The organism is Amycolatopsis sp. EV170708-02-1 (assembly GCF_022479115.1).
In the GTDB taxonomy this organism is placed as follows: domain Bacteria; phylum Actinomycetota; class Actinomycetes; order Mycobacteriales; family Pseudonocardiaceae; genus Amycolatopsis.
Genome location: NZ_CP092497.1, coordinates 6542367 through 6555419, shown reverse-complemented (window position 1 = coordinate 6555419; position 13053 = coordinate 6542367). Strand labels below are relative to the sequence as shown.

The following is a 13053-nucleotide window of genomic DNA, read 5'->3' as shown; positions in this document are numbered from 1 at the left end:
CGCCCGTGCAACATTTCGTGCCTCCCCGTCCGTGAGATACACCGGAACACGGACGAGGAGGCACGATGCGGTCTGGGGACGATGCGAGCTTCAGGGAGTTCGCCAGGGACAAGGCGCTACCGCTCAGGCGGACGGCGTACCTGCTCTGCGGCGACTGGCATCTCGCGGAGGATCTGGTCCAAACCGCGCTCATCAAGCTCTACCGGGTCTGGCCGAAGGTCCGCCGGAAAGGGCCCGTCGACAACTACACGAGGCAGATCCTGATGCGCTGCTGGCTCGACGAGCGGCGACGACCATGGCGGAGCAGAGAGAACCGCGACGGCGTCGTCCCCGAAGAGCCCGCTGCTCCGGCTCCCGCCGGCATCTCGGATTCGCTGCTTCGCGCCCTCGCCGAAGTTCCTCCGAAACAGCGCGCCGCCGTCGTGCTGCGCTACTGCGCCGATCTCCCGGTCGCGGAGGTCGCCGTCGCGCTGCGCTGTTCGGAAGGGACGGTCAGGAGCCAGGCCGCGCGAGGACTCGGCGTCCTCCGCGCGGCCCTGCAGAGACAGCACGACGAGGCTGTCTCCGGGAGGAGCGCGTGATGGACGAACTCGAGAACAGGCTGCGCGGGATCACCTTGGCCGAGCCCCCGCTCGGCTTCGACCCGGACGAGGTCGCCGCGACGGCGGCGAAGAAGGCGCGAAACCGGCGAGGGGTCGTCGCCACGGGCATCGCGACACTGGCGGTGATCGCGGCCGCGGTGGTGTTCGTGGCACCGTGGGGAGGGACGGCGCCGGTCTCGCCCGCCGCCACCACCTCCGCGCTCCCGCCCCAGATACGACCGGACGGGAACACACCGCGCATGGACCTGACGCCGCAGAAGGTCCGCAACTTGGAGCATCTGAAGAAGGCGGTCACGGCCCTCCTGCCCGGCGCGACCGAGCTCACGTTCGGCGGGTTCGAGCAGTCCTACCCGGACGAGTGGGACCTGATGACCGCGAGCGTGCGCTATCGGGACGCCTCGAAAACCGAACGAGGGTTCAACGTGACGCTCACCGGGGTGGTCTCCACCAGGAACGGATATTCCGATCGGGCCGCCTGCCCCGAGGTCAAGGTCACGTTGCCGGACGGGAAACCCCTGCGGTGCGAGGTGCTGCCCCGGCCGGGCGGGGCTCGGGTCGTGATCAACGAGAAGGGCGACCCCGGAGCGAATCTGAAGGGGACGACCGTCGAATCGGTCTCCGGGCGCGACGCGATCGCGTTCCTGGCCGACGGCACCGCGGTCACCGTGACGGACCTCGGCGCGCTGAACGGCCGCGGCGGGCCGTCGCTCACCGACCAGCAATTGCTGGCGCTCGTCCTGGATCCGGAGCTGACCCTTCGGTGATCATGGCGCGCGGTACCGGCGGGGACACGCCCGGTACCGCGCGCTTTCACCCCTTACGGCGGTGATGAGGGCAAACTGAACTCAGGGAATGTGGGGATCGCTGTAGGTAGGGAGTGGCCGTGTACCGGGTTTTCGAGGCGCTCGACGAGCTCGTCACCATCGTGGAGGAAGCCCGCGGCGTGCCGATGACCTCCAGTTGCGTCGTCCCGCGCGGGGACACCCTGGAGCTGCTCGACGACATCCGTGACGCCCTGCCGGGCGAGGTCGACGACGCGCAGGACGTCCTGGACAAGCGTGATCAGCTGATCCAGACCGCCCGCACCGAGGCGGCGGAGACGATCACCACGGCGAACACCGAGGCCGACCGCACGGTCGCCGACGCGCAGGCCGAGGCCGAGCGCATCCTCGCCGACGCCCGGGCCCGCGCCGAGCAGATGATGAGCGACGCGCACAGCGAGGCCGAGCGCATGGTCGCCGCCGGGCAGGCGGAGTTCCAGAACCTCACCGACCGCTCGCGTGCCGAGTCGGAGCGGATGATCCAGGCCGGCCGCGACGCCTACGAGCGCGCCATCGAGGACGGCCGCGCCGAACAGGCCCGGCTCGTCGCCCAGACCGAGGTCGTCCAGGCCGCGCACGGCGAGGCGGCGCGCATCGTCGACGAGGCGCACGTCGAGGCCGACAAGCAGCGCGGCGACTGCGACGCCTACGTCGACGGGAAGCTGGCCGAGTTCTCCGAGCTGCTGGCGACCACGCTGCGGACGGTCGACTCCGGGCGCAACCACCTGCGGTCGCCGGTCAACCTGCCGGGCAACAGCCGGACTTCGCTGTACGACTACCAGAGCTGATCGCCCCAGGGCTGCTGGTTCATCCGGCCCTGAAGGTAGTGAGGGCCTCCTTCACTACCTTCAGGGTAGGTAAGGAGGCCTTCACGGACCGGCCCGGTTCCGGCCGCCCGAAAGTGAGTGGCGGTACCTGCGTACCCTGGTGACCGATGTCTGAGAACAAGTCGCCGCAGGCCAGGCCTGCGCAGCTGGACGACCGGAACCCGTGGGTGCTCGACACCCGCGAGCTCGGCCGTCACGCCGGCCTGAGCAAGGCCGTCCAACGCTCGATCCCCGTCGAGAACGCGCTCGGTGTGCCCGACGTCATCACCATCGACGCCGGCTCCAGCCTCGAACTCGACCTGATGCTCGAATCCGTCGTCGAGGGTGTGCTCGTCAGCGGGACGGCGTCCGCCGTCGCGACGGGGCACTGCTCGCGGTGCCTCGACCCGATCACCGAGGACGTCGAGGTCGACCTGACCGAGCTCTTCGCCTACCCCGGCTCCGCGACCGAGGAGACCACCGACGAGGACGAGATCCCCCGCCTGGTGGACGACCGGATCGATCTCGAGCCGACGGTCCGCGACGCGGTGGTGCTGGCGCTCCCGCTGGCCCCGCTGTGCACCGAGGACTGCCGGGGACTGTGCACCGAATGCGGTGTCAAGTGGGCCGATCTCGAGCCCGGGCACGGGCATGAGAAGATAGACCCTCGGTGGGCCGCGCTGGTCGATCGTTTCGGCGACGAAACGGGCGATGACCAGGCCGATGGCCCCGGAAAGCAAGCCTGACGAGCACCAGCTCGATCCGGAGAAGCAAGTTCGCTCGCGACCGCGGGCAGACCGTCTGAAGGAGATCTACTCGTGGCCGTCCCGAAGCGGAAGATGTCGCGATCCAACACCCGCGCGCGCCGCAGCCAGTGGAAGGCGGCTCCGGTTCAGCTGGTGCCCTGCTCCAACCGCGCCTGCAAGCAGCCGAAGCTCCAGCACATCGCGTGCCCGGCCTGCGGCCAGCACAACGGTCGCCAGGTCGTCGAGCCCGCCTGATCGGCAGCTGACGACATGGGGGGCAAGTCGGCCGGTGGACCACCCGCGGACCCCGCACCACTGCTCGAAGCACTCGGGATCACGATCGAGCCCGAGCTGCTGACGCTGTCGCTGACCCACCGTTCTTATGCCTATGAGAACGGTGGGTTGCCGCCGAACGAGCGTCTGGAGTTCCTCGGGGACGCGGTGCTGGGCCTGGTCGTCACCGACCACCTCTACAACACCCATCCCGAACTGGCCGAAGGTCAGCTCGCGAAGCTCCGGGCCAGCGTGGTCAACATGCACGCGCTGGCCAGGGTCGCGCGCGGTCTCGGCGAAGGCGGGCTGGGCAGGCACCTGCTGCTGGGCAAGGGCGAAGAGCTCACCGGCGGCCGGGACAAGGCGAGCATCCTCGCCGACGGGCTCGAAGCCGTCATCGGCGCCGCGTACCAGCAGCACGGCATCGACGTCGCGCGCAAGCTCGTGCACCACCTGTTCGACGGCCTGCTCGCCGAGGCGCCGCTGCGTGGCGCCGGCCTGGACTGGAAGACCAGCCTCCAGGAGCTGACGGCGTCGGCCGGGCTCGGCGTGCCCGAGTACAAGGTCGAGGACACCGGGCCCGATCACCGCAAGGAGTTCAGCGCCACCGTCCTCGTCGGCGGGCGTGAACTCGGCTACGGCTCGGGAACGACCAAGAAGGAAGCCGAGCAGAAGGCCGCCGAGACGGCCTGGCGCCAGCTTTCGGCCGAGCTCGACATCGAGCAGCCGCCGAAGACGACCTGAGTCCCCTTGATCGGGACGGCTCGTTGACGCACGAGTCGGTGAATCAGTAACCTCATCGCAGTCCGCCGCCACTGACGCGACCTTCCGGGTCGCCTGTCGAGAGGTCGGCGGATGCGTCATTTCTGCCTGGTCACAGCGACGATCTTGGCGCTGGTGACAGTTCCTGCCACGGCTTCGGCCGCCCAGGTCGTCCGGGTGACGTCGTTGGGCGCGTTGCAGTCCGCGATCGACAAAGCCAGCCCCGGCGACGAGATCCGGCTGGCCGACGGAAGCTATTCGGCGGGCTCGGCCATCGCGATCAAACGGTCGGGAACGGCGAACGCGCCGATCACGATCACCGCCGAACACGTCGGCAAGGCCGAGATCAAGGGATCCGCGGGTTTCTCGTTCTCCTCGGGCGCTTCGCATGTCGTGCTGCGCGGCTTCAAGCTCCGGCACGGTGGCTCGATGAGCGTGCCGGTGGGCAGCACGCACAACCGGCTGACCCGGCTCGACGTCCAGCTCTCCGGCGGCGGCAACTGGGTCACGCTCAACGGCGACGACACCGAGTTCGACCACAACGTCCTGCAGAACCGCACCACGCAAGGGGTCTTCCTGCAGGTGCTCGGCCCGGCCAAGGACATGGCGAAGCGGGTCAAGGTGCACCACAACTACTTCGCGAACCACAAGTTCACCGGGTCGAACGGTGGCGAGTCGATCCGGTTCGGGCTGAGTCACCATCAGAAGTACTCGGCGGGCGGAGTCGTCGAGTACAACCTGTTCGAGAAGGCCGACGGGGATTCCGAGGCGATCTCCGTGAAGTCGTCGGACAACGTCGTCCGGTACAACACGATCCGCGACAGCCGCGGCTTCATCGTGCTGCGCCACGGGGATCGCAGCGTGGTGGAGGGGAACATCCTGCTGGGCGGGTCCGGGATCCGCTTCCACGGCAACGACCACAAGATCGTCAATAACTACGTGCACACCACGGCGAACCGCGGGATCGTCTTCGGATCGGGCAACGAGGCGGACAGCGGTCCGGACAGCAAACTCCACGACCGGCCCGATCGGGTCGTGGTCGCGTACAACACCGTCGTCGGGACCACCGACGGCATTCACGGCGACGGCGGCGATTTCAAGCCCAAGGACTGCGTGCTCGCGAACAACATCCTGCAGGGGACCGGAAAGCTCGTGAGCATGCCGGGCGGTTCGGACGTGAGGTACGAGGGGAACATCGCCTGGGGCGGGCCCGCGGGGATGCCGTCCGGCTACCGGGCCGTCGATCCGAAGCTGGTTCAGGACGGGCTGTACCGCCTGTCGTCCGGGAGCCCCGCGGTCGACGCGGGTGTCGGCTCCTATCCGTACGCGGGCACCGACTTCGATCTGCAGGCGCGGTCCGGGAAGTACGACGTCGGAGCCGACGAACTGCTGCCCGGCGGGGCGCGGAAGGCCCTGACGAAGGCGGATGTCGGGCCGCTCGCTCCCTGACCCCCTCGTGCGTGGCGAGGACGGTTAGAACCGTCCTCGCCACTCACGAGGCGCCCGGTGGGAGAATCGTCCGTATGCCCGAACTCCCCGAGGTCGAGGTGGTCCGTGCCGGGCTCGAGGCGCATGTCTCCGGCCGGACGATCACCGAGGTCGAAGTCCTCCACGCCCGCGCGATCCGCCGCCACGAACTCGGCGCCGAGGACTTCAGCGGACGGCTTTCCGGCGTGAAGATCACCGCCGCCCGGCGCCGCGGCAAGTACCTGTGGCTGGAGCTTTCCGACGGCCAGGCCATGCTCGCGCATCTCGGCATGAGCGGCCAGATGCTCGTCCAGCACGGGGACGCGCCAGACGAGAAGCACCTTCGCGTGCGGTTCCGCTTCGCCGACAACGGGCCGGAGTTGCGCTTCGTCGACCAGCGGACCTTCGGTGGGCTCGCGCTCGCCGAACTCACCGAGGTCGACGGGACGGCGTTGCCGGGCACCATCGCGCATATCGCCCGCGACCCGATGGATCCGCGGTTCGACCTCGACCAGGCCGTCCGCGCGCTGCGGTCGAGGCGGACCGAGCTCAAACGCGCCCTGCTCGACCAGACGCTCGTCTCCGGGATCGGCAACATCTACGCCGACGAGGCGCTCTGGCGCTCCAAGCTCCACTGGGCCCGCCCGACCGACAAACTCACCGCGGCCCACGGCCGCACCGTGCTCACCGCCGCCAGCGAGGTGATGGCGGAGGCGCTGGTCGTCGGCGGGACGTCGTTCGACGCGCTTTACGTCAACATCAACGGCGAGTCCGGATACTTCGACCGCTCGCTCGACGCCTACGGCCAGGAAGGACTGCCCTGCGGCCGGTGCGGGACGGCCATCCGGCGCGATCCCTTCATGAACCGTTCGTCGTTCTCCTGCCCGCGTTGCCAGCCGAAGCCGCGCTTGAGGTGAAAACTGTCGTGTACGGCGCGGGGCCCGCGTCAACTAGCATGAACGGGCACGAGAGGTAGGGAGTGGGATGGTGGCCGCGACCGAGCCCGGTAAGACGACGCTCGCCGAGAAGATCGACAAGCTGTTCCAGATCGTGCTCAGACCCGATCGTGAGCCGTACAGCCACGAAGAGGTCGCCAAGGCGTGCCGTGAGGCCACCGGCGAGAGCTTTTCGACGACGTACCTGTGGCAGCTGCGCACCGGTCGCCGCGACAACCCGACGAAACGCCACCTCGAGGCGCTCGCCCAGTTCTTCGGCGTCTCGCCCGCGTACTTCTTCGACGACGAGCAGAGCGCCAAGATCGCCGAGGAACTCGCGCTCCTCGGCGCCCTTCGCGACGCCGGTGTCCGCGACGTCGCGCTCCGGGCCGTAACGCTTTCCCCCGACGGACTCGACACCATCAGCGACATGATCGACGCGATCGCCCGCAGGGAATCCGGACGGGGCGGCCCGAAGAAGGAGTCGTGAGTGGACCGTCGTCGTAAGGAGTTGTGGCGCCGCTGCCGAAGTCTCGCCGACGGCGTGGCCCTTCCCGAACCTTTCGACGCCGGGGCCTTCATCGCCGAACTGGCCGCCGAACGCGGCCGTCCGATCGAATTGATGCAGGTCAGCGTCCCCTCCAGTGGTCCATGCGGGCTGCTGATGAGCACCGAGCGCGCGGACTACATCCTCTATCCGGCCAACACCACCGCCCTGCACCGGCGGCATATCCTGCTCCACGAGGTCGGCCATCTGTTGTGCGGCCACATCGGTTCGGACGCGGGCGCCGCCGGGATCGCGCTCGACGCCGCCGCCGGCAAGGCCCTCATGCCGAACCTGTCGCCCGAACTCGTCCGCCGGGTCCTCGGCCGCACGAGTTACAGCGCCGTCGAGGAGCAGGAGGCCGAACTGCTCGCCAGCCTCCTCGCGCAACGCGTCGCGCGGACGTCGGTACGCGGCGCGGCCAGGCACAGCGAGAGCGGAAGTGATCTCGCCGGCGGATTGGCGAGGGTCGACGACCTCTTCGGCAGCCGGAAACGGCGCCTGCCGTGACCGAGACCATCGCGTACTTCTGTTGCGTGGTGGCGTTCGCGGGTTTCGGCTACAAGCTGATCCAGGCCGGGCACACCCAGCCTCGGCGGCGGATGTGGTTCCTCAGCGGCTTCGGGATGTGTATCGCGGGCGGCATCATGCTGCTCACCCCGGCCATGGAGAACGCCGTCGGCGTCGAAGAGCCCATCGGCAGTCTCCTGAATCTCGCGGCCGATCTGCTCAAGATCGGCGCGATGGCCTTCGCGGTCGCGTTCGCGCATTCGCTGAAACTGGGGGAGGACAGGCGGATCGGCTGGCACGCGGTGCTGTCCTGGACCGTCGTGGCCGCCGAGATCGCGCTCTTCTTCCTCTCCGGCAGTTACCGCGTCGGCGAGCACACCGCCGCCGGGCCGGGCGGGCTCGGCTGGTTCGTCGCGTACAACGTTCTTTTCCTCGTCTACGGTCTGATCAGCCTGCTGACGTTCTCGATCGTCTTCGCCCGCTTCGCGCGGCATGCCGACCCCGGCCCGCTTCGCACGGGGCTGTGGCTGCTCGTCGGTGGCGGGGTTTCCGCGCTGGGCTGGACTTTCTGGGACGTCGACGACATCTACATCCTCGCCACCACCGGCGCGGTCGACGCCGGCGAGGACACGCTCTCGGCGATCCTGGCGGCGCTGAGCGTCGGGCTCGCCGGGGCCGGCGCGACGCTCAGCGTGTGGGGGCCCGCGCTGGCCACCCCGTTCCGGCTGATCGGCATGTACCGGACCTACCGGCGGATCGAACCGTTGTGGGCCGCATTGCGCGAAGCCGTCCCGGGAATCGCGCTGGACCCGGGCCCCGGTATGCCGGGCGGCGTCGAATTCGCCTTGTATCGCAGGGTCATCGAGATCCGGGACGGCCATCTCGCGCTGCGGCCCTACTTCGATCCGGACCTCCCGCCGGTCGCGGAAGCCGAAGCGCGCAAGGCGAAGATCCCCGAAGCCCGCGTCGCCGCGACGGTCGAGGCCGCGGCCTTGGCCGCCGCGCTCGCCGCCGCCGAGGCGGGCCGCCGGTACGCCCCCGACGACGTTCCGGCGACCTACCTCGACGAGCCCGACATCGCCACCGAAGCGGCGTGGCTGGTGGAGGTCACGCGCGCCTGGCGGCGGTCCGCCGTGGTCGGGCGTATCCGCGACCGGGCGCGCGAATCCGCAACTCGCGTGCTTTGAGCCGTAACTCGTGTATGACGCCTTCAAGCACGCGAGTTACGGGCCCAAGTACGCGAGTTCCGCCTAGACGATCGCGGTGACGGCGGCCGCCGCGGAGATCAGCGCGAGCCAGACGGGCGGGGCGATGTCCTTGATCCCGTCGCCCGCCCGGGCGTGGGAGATCGCCGCCCCGATCAGCAGCGCCACCAGGCCGATCGCCGCGGCGATCCCGAGCGGCGGCCAGAAGAATCCGGCCGCCAGGCCCGCCGCCCCGGCGATCTCGAGCGCGCCGATCCCTTGGATCCCCCGGACCGAGAAGCCGAGCCTCTCGGTCCGGGAGACCAACGCCGGCTGACGCAGGACCTTCGCCACCCCCAGTACGGCGAAGATCGCGATCAGCAGCACCGACAGCACCACATGAGCCACGGCCATGACGGAACTCCTTGGTGTGAAAGGACTCTCAGACGGTGACGCGGCGCATCGTGGCGAAGCCGCCCGCTCCGGCGAGGCAGACCAGCAGCGCGAGCACCCCGGTCATCCCGCCGACGGTCAGCGTGCTGAAGAACGTGCCGAGCTTCGACCAGGAATCGGTCCAGCTGAGCAGCAGCACCGCGCCCAGCACCACCAGCACCTGCGCCGCGCCGAACAGGACGACACCGACCACCGCGGCGCGCCGGTAGATCAGGCCGTACCACATGCCGTAGACGAACATCAGCACCAGGAACACGAACGAGGTGAGCAGGGTCAGGTACCAGGGACCGTCGAGCAACCAGGGAACGCGGAAATAGTTGAGCCCGAGCCCCCAGCCCCCGGTCGCGTCTTCGACCACCTGGAACACGGCGATCCCCACCGCGTACAGCGCCGAGAGCCCGGCGACCAGCAGGAGCGTCCCCAGATAGTAGGACCGCCTCGACACGCCCAGCGCGAGGCCGAACGGGAGCGATTTCGTCATGCTCAAGGCGCCGCAGACGAGCATGAACACGAACAGCGTGAACAGGCCGCCGGAGTAGTTCTCCTCGGGTGTCTCGGGGAGAAGCGAGAAGATCGCGAGGTTCACCCCGAAGGCGAAGAACGTGATGCCGACCGGGAGGACGACGTACTGGAGCCGGTCCACCAGGTGGTAGCGCGCGACGTTGACCAGGGTGTTCATGCGGACGCCTCCTCTGCGGTCTGTCCGTTGGAGGTGTGCACCATCAACTGCTGCAAGGAAAGCGGCTCCAGCTTCAGGTGCAGGGCTTTCGCCTTCGCCTTGGCGGAGGGGTCGAGCGCGTCGGCGACGGTGACCGAAGCCCGCGACCCGATCTTGCGGCGGTGCAGCACCCGGCGGCCGGAGACGAAGTCGTCCACCGCGAGGGCGGGGCCGGAAACCGTGACGGCCGTGCCGCGCAGTTCGTCGGCGGGCGCGTCGAGGACGACACGGCCCTTGTCGATCATCACCACGTGCTCCAGCAGATCGGCGACCTCGTCGATCAGGTGCGTGGAGAGCAGGATCGTGCGGGGATGGGCCGAATAGTCGTCGAGCAACCGGTCGTAGAACAGTTGACGCGCGACGGCGTCCAGGCCCGCGTACGGCTCGTCGAGCAGCGTGAGTTCCGCTCGTGCCGCGAGCCCGATCGTGATCGACAGCGCCGAACGCATCCCTCGCGAGAGCTTCTTGATCGGGCGTTTCGTCGGCAGGTCGAAGTCGCGGAGCAGGGTTTCGGCCAGTTCCGCGTCCCAGTTCGGGTAGAACCACGACGCCGCCGAAAGGGCGTGCTTCACCTTGAAGTCCGGGAACTGCTGGTCTTCGCGGACGAGCACCAGGCGCCGCAGCACCCGTTCGTTCTCGACCGGGGTCTCGCCGAACACGCGGACCGAGCCGGCGCTGGCGAACTCCTGTGCGGTGACGATGCGCAGGAAGGTGCTCTTGCCCGCGCCGTTGCGGCCCAGCAGGCCGGTGATCTTGCCTTCTTCGATGTCGACCGAGACATCGCCGAGCGCGGTGTGGTCGCCGTAGCGCCGGGTCAGGCCGGTGGTCGAAATGGTCGGCGTCATGCGGCGGGTCCTCCGTTCCGGTGTCCGTTCCCGCGGATGAGCGAGATCAGGGTTTCGTCGTCGATGCCGAGGCGCTTCGCTTCGATGAGCATCGGGTCGAGGTACTGCTCGGCGAACCGCTGCCGCCGGTCGGTGAGCAGCTTCTGCCGCGCGCCGGCGGCGACGAACATGCCGATACCGCGCCGTTTTTCGAGCAGGCCGTCGTCGGCGAGCAGGTTGATCCCCTTGGCCGCCGTCGCCGGATTGATCCGGTAGAAGGCGGCGAGTTCGTTGGTTGACGGCACGCGTTCCCCCTCGGCCAGGCTTCCCTCGGCGATGTCGTCGGCGATCTGTTCGGCGATCTGCACGAACAGGGGTGTTCCTTCGTCGAGCACGACACCTCCGTCCCCAGTCTTCGGGCACCCTCACGGGGTGCGGTGGTTCATTACTGGACTAAGTAACCCATGAACCACCCGATGGACGCAAGTGGCTTCCGCCGTGCGCACTACTGTGCAATGCGTGGTACCTTCTGTTGCGTAAGACTGGGAGGGACGCGACTGTGGAGATCAGTCAGCTACTCAAAGGCGTGCTGGACCTCGCCGTTCTCGCGGTGCTTCGCGGAGAGGACGGCTACGGCTACGACGTACTCCGAAGACTCCGTATCGCGGGGTTGCAGGAAGTGGGCGACGCTTCGGTGTACGGGACGCTCCGGCGGCTGTACAAGGCGGGCCTGCTGACGTCGTACGTGGTGCCGAGCGAGGAAGGCCCGCACCGCAAGTACTACAGCCTCAACGAGCCGGGTCGTCAGCGCCTCGAAGAGTCGGGGCAGACCTGGCGGACTTTCGCCACGACAATGAACAGCCTGTTGGGAGAGGCAGCATGAGCACGCAGAATCCGACCGCCGTGCGGGTGTATCTGGCGAGGGTCAGGAGCGCGCTCGCCGACCTGCCCGAGAGCGAAGTCGAGGAGATCCTCGAAGACGTCCGGCCTCATCTCGCCGAGATGGAGGCGGAGCTGGGGGAGAACCCCAAGGTCGACGCCTTGATCGAGCGGTTGGGAAGCCCGGAAGGCTACGCCGCGGAATTGCGGGCGTCCGGTGGCTACCCGCCGCGTCCGCCCGACGCGGGCGACAAGACCACCGTGCTGAAGGTGAAGACCGGGATCGGCGGAGCGCGGTTCGCGTTCTGGGGCTTGGTGTTCTCCGTCGGCGGTTTCGCGTTGTTCGGCTTCGCGGCCGCGGTGTGGGTGCGGGTGGAACCGTTGCTGGGCCTGCTTTTCGTCGCACCCGTGCTCGCGATCAGCGTCGCCTACGTGGTGCGTAAGGGAGTCGCGCCGATCACGGAGCTGCCCGAGGTGGTGAAGCTCCGCGAGATCGCGACCTCGTTCCAGAACAACCGGAACGGCAAGGGAATCAACTACTTCCGCACGCTCAAACCGGCGTGGTGGGTGCTGTGCGCGGCGGTGCTGGTCATCTTCGGCCTGCTGCTCGTGCTCCGCGACACCGAGGCCGTGCTGTTGCTGCCGCTGATGCTGCTGGCCGCCGTCGCGGTGGTCTGGGCGGGGCCGAAACTGAAGACCGACCGGCGGCTGCTGTGGCTGGCCGTGCCGATCTCGGCGTTCGTCATCGGCAGCATGCTCGGCGGGGCGGGCGCGGCGGTCGATCTGATCGCGAAACGCTCCTACGGCAACGGTTCCTACAACAGTGGCTACACGCCGAGCTACAACGACAACTACGGCAACCCGCAGTTGATGTACGGCAGCCAGGACGTGGAGAACATCTACGCGTTCGACGCCGAGGGCAAGCCGCTGACCGAGATCTACCTCTACGACGAGAACGGCCGTCCGCTCAGCACGACCCGGTACGCCTGCGAGCGGAGCACGGGCGAGAAGCGGAGGATCGGCGACGACAACCGCTATCCGCGGCCGCGGCTCGAACGGGGAGTCCAGGACAACGACGGAAACCTCAACGGCTACAACGGTTCCCGGAGTTATTGCCAGGAGAAGGCCGAAGTGCCGTTCAGCGCGGCGATCCCGAAGGGTGCGCCGGTGCCGCCTTCGACGACCGCCCAGGCGCCGCCGTCGTCCTCCGTGGCGCCGCCGTCGAACCCCACCCAGCCGACGCGCTAGGTGGTCCGGGTGGAGGCGGCTGTCGGGGGCGCCTCCACCCGCGTTTCGTCCTCCGGATGCGGTAGTTCGCGTCGCCGACTACCGCATCCAGAGGACGAAATGCGGATGCGGGAAGCGCCGAAGGGGACGTAACCTCCGGGGCAACGCGCTGACGGAGACGAGTAGCCGAGAGATCACGCGAGCCCAGAGAGCCGCCGGTAGCTGTGAAGGCGGCCTCGCGCCTTTCGGTGAAGACCCTCCCGAGTGCGGGGAGGAACGGCGTCCGCGCCCCATGCCCCGCC

17 protein-coding genes are annotated in these 13053 nt (G+C 68.6%); 13 read left to right on the top strand and 4 right to left on the bottom strand.

Translation table 11 applies throughout. From position 1 onward, the window contains the following. The first annotated feature begins 65 nt into the window (after positions 1-65). The 11 genes from MJQ72_RS29780 to MJQ72_RS29730 all read left to right on the top strand — a co-directional run bounded on the left by MJQ72_RS29780 (position 66) and on the right by MJQ72_RS29730 (position 8653). Positions 66-581, top strand: coding sequence for a SigE family RNA polymerase sigma factor (locus MJQ72_RS29780; RefSeq protein ID WP_240594378.1), 516 nt, complete (start codon positions 66-68; stop codon positions 579-581). After that, positions 581-1366 carry a hypothetical protein gene (locus tag MJQ72_RS29775; RefSeq protein ID WP_240594377.1) on the top strand — a complete coding sequence of 262 codons (786 nt, stop codon included), beginning with the start codon at positions 581-583 and terminating at the stop codon, positions 1364-1366. Before MJQ72_RS29780 ends, MJQ72_RS29775 begins: the two co-directional genes overlap by 1 nt. A 119-nt stretch (positions 1367-1485) precedes the next feature. Continuing rightward, the gene (locus MJQ72_RS29770) at positions 1486-2211 is read left to right on the top strand and encodes a DivIVA domain-containing protein (RefSeq protein WP_240594376.1); all 726 of its coding nucleotides are present in this window, start codon (positions 1486-1488) and stop codon (positions 2209-2211) included. Positions 2212-2357: 146 nt separating this feature from the next. Continuing rightward, on the top strand, positions 2358-2975 hold the full coding sequence (locus tag MJQ72_RS29765) for a DUF177 domain-containing protein (RefSeq protein WP_240594375.1): 618 nt from the start codon (positions 2358-2360) through the stop codon (positions 2973-2975). 72 nt (positions 2976-3047) lie between these two features. Beyond that, entirely contained in the window at positions 3048-3230 is a 183-nt protein-coding gene (gene rpmF / locus MJQ72_RS29760) for a 50S ribosomal protein L32 (protein WP_005160412.1), read from the top strand. 15 nt (positions 3231-3245) lie between these two features. Further along, positions 3246-3992: a ribonuclease III gene (gene rnc / locus MJQ72_RS29755; RefSeq protein WP_172843579.1), complete on the top strand. Its 747-nt coding sequence runs from the start codon at positions 3246-3248 to the stop codon at positions 3990-3992. A gap of 111 nt (positions 3993-4103) precedes the next feature. Continuing rightward, on the top strand, positions 4104-5459 hold the full coding sequence (locus tag MJQ72_RS29750) for a polysaccharide lyase 6 family protein (RefSeq protein WP_240594374.1): 1356 nt from the start codon (positions 4104-4106) through the stop codon (positions 5457-5459). Between the two features lie 74 nt (positions 5460-5533). Then, complete coding sequence (gene mutM / locus MJQ72_RS29745) at positions 5534-6394, top strand: bifunctional DNA-formamidopyrimidine glycosylase/DNA-(apurinic or apyrimidinic site) lyase (protein WP_240594373.1); 861 nt, start codon at positions 5534-5536, stop codon at positions 6392-6394. 67 nt (positions 6395-6461) lie between these two features. Further along, on the top strand, positions 6462-6902 hold the full coding sequence (locus MJQ72_RS29740) for a helix-turn-helix domain-containing protein (RefSeq protein WP_034323476.1): 441 nt from the start codon (positions 6462-6464) through the stop codon (positions 6900-6902). Beyond that, complete coding sequence (locus MJQ72_RS29735; RefSeq protein ID WP_240594372.1) at positions 6903-7466, top strand: hypothetical protein; 564 nt, start codon at positions 6903-6905, stop codon at positions 7464-7466. Continuing rightward, positions 7463-8653 (top strand): MAB_1171c family putative transporter, encoded by a 1191-nt coding sequence (locus MJQ72_RS29730; protein ID WP_240594371.1) that lies wholly within the window; start codon positions 7463-7465, stop codon positions 8651-8653. The genes MJQ72_RS29735 and MJQ72_RS29730 overlap by 4 nt, the downstream gene beginning before the upstream one ends. A gap of 63 nt (positions 8654-8716) precedes the next feature. On the opposite strand, the gene MJQ72_RS29725 is transcribed toward MJQ72_RS29730, so the two are convergent. Genes MJQ72_RS29725 through MJQ72_RS29710 form a run of 4 tightly spaced genes read right to left on the bottom strand, consistent with a single transcriptional unit; the run spans position 8717 to position 11040 of the window. Then, positions 8717-9064, bottom strand: a complete 348-nt coding sequence (locus MJQ72_RS29725; RefSeq protein WP_240594370.1) for a DoxX family protein — start codon at positions 9062-9064, stop codon at positions 8717-8719. 28 nt (positions 9065-9092) lie between these two features. Further along, positions 9093-9782, bottom strand: coding sequence for an ABC transporter permease (locus tag MJQ72_RS29720; RefSeq protein WP_240594369.1), 690 nt, complete (start codon positions 9780-9782; stop codon positions 9093-9095). Beyond that, complete coding sequence (locus MJQ72_RS29715; RefSeq protein WP_240594368.1) at positions 9779-10666, bottom strand: ABC transporter ATP-binding protein; 888 nt, start codon at positions 10664-10666, stop codon at positions 9779-9781. The genes MJQ72_RS29720 and MJQ72_RS29715 overlap by 4 nt, the downstream gene beginning before the upstream one ends. Further along, positions 10663-11040 (bottom strand): GntR family transcriptional regulator, encoded by a 378-nt coding sequence (locus tag MJQ72_RS29710; RefSeq protein WP_240594367.1) that lies wholly within the window; start codon positions 11038-11040, stop codon positions 10663-10665. Before MJQ72_RS29710 ends, MJQ72_RS29715 begins: the two co-directional genes overlap by 4 nt. Before the next feature lie 164 nt (positions 11041-11204). Here MJQ72_RS29710 and MJQ72_RS29705 point away from each other — a divergent pair, with 164 nt between their 5' ends. Next, positions 11205-11528, top strand: a complete 324-nt coding sequence (locus MJQ72_RS29705; RefSeq protein WP_034323457.1) for a PadR family transcriptional regulator — start codon at positions 11205-11207, stop codon at positions 11526-11528. Continuing rightward, positions 11525-12772, top strand: coding sequence for a DUF1700 domain-containing protein (locus MJQ72_RS29700; protein ID WP_240594366.1), 1248 nt, complete (start codon positions 11525-11527; stop codon positions 12770-12772). Before MJQ72_RS29705 ends, MJQ72_RS29700 begins: the two co-directional genes overlap by 4 nt. Positions 12773-13053 lie beyond the last annotated feature (281 nt).

Excerpts from the sequence above, each read along its gene's own strand:
- MJQ72_RS29725 (WP_240594370.1), bottom strand. The coding sequence starts at position 9,064 with ATGGCCGTGGCTCATGTGGTGCTGTCGGTGCTGCTGATCGCGATCTTC.
- MJQ72_RS29700 (WP_240594366.1), top strand. The coding sequence starts at position 11,525 with ATGAGCACGCAGAATCCGACCGCCGTGCGGGTGTATCTGGCGAGGGTC.
- MJQ72_RS29765 (WP_240594375.1), top strand. The coding sequence starts at position 2,358 with ATGTCTGAGAACAAGTCGCCGCAGGCCAGGCCTGCGCAGCTGGACGAC.
- MJQ72_RS29720 (WP_240594369.1), bottom strand. The coding sequence starts at position 9,782 with ATGAACACCCTGGTCAACGTCGCGCGCTACCACCTGGTGGACCGGCTC.
- MJQ72_RS29780 (WP_240594378.1), top strand. The coding sequence starts at position 66 with ATGCGGTCTGGGGACGATGCGAGCTTCAGGGAGTTCGCCAGGGACAAG.
- MJQ72_RS29740 (WP_034323476.1), top strand. The coding sequence starts at position 6,462 with ATGGTGGCCGCGACCGAGCCCGGTAAGACGACGCTCGCCGAGAAGATC.
- MJQ72_RS29750 (WP_240594374.1), top strand. The coding sequence starts at position 4,104 with ATGCGTCATTTCTGCCTGGTCACAGCGACGATCTTGGCGCTGGTGACA.
- rnc (WP_172843579.1), top strand. The coding sequence starts at position 3,246 with ATGGGGGGCAAGTCGGCCGGTGGACCACCCGCGGACCCCGCACCACTG.
- MJQ72_RS29715 (WP_240594368.1), bottom strand. The coding sequence starts at position 10,666 with ATGACGCCGACCATTTCGACCACCGGCCTGACCCGGCGCTACGGCGAC.
- mutM (WP_240594373.1), top strand. The coding sequence starts at position 5,534 with ATGCCCGAACTCCCCGAGGTCGAGGTGGTCCGTGCCGGGCTCGAGGCG.
- MJQ72_RS29775 (WP_240594377.1), top strand. The coding sequence starts at position 581 with ATGGACGAACTCGAGAACAGGCTGCGCGGGATCACCTTGGCCGAGCCC.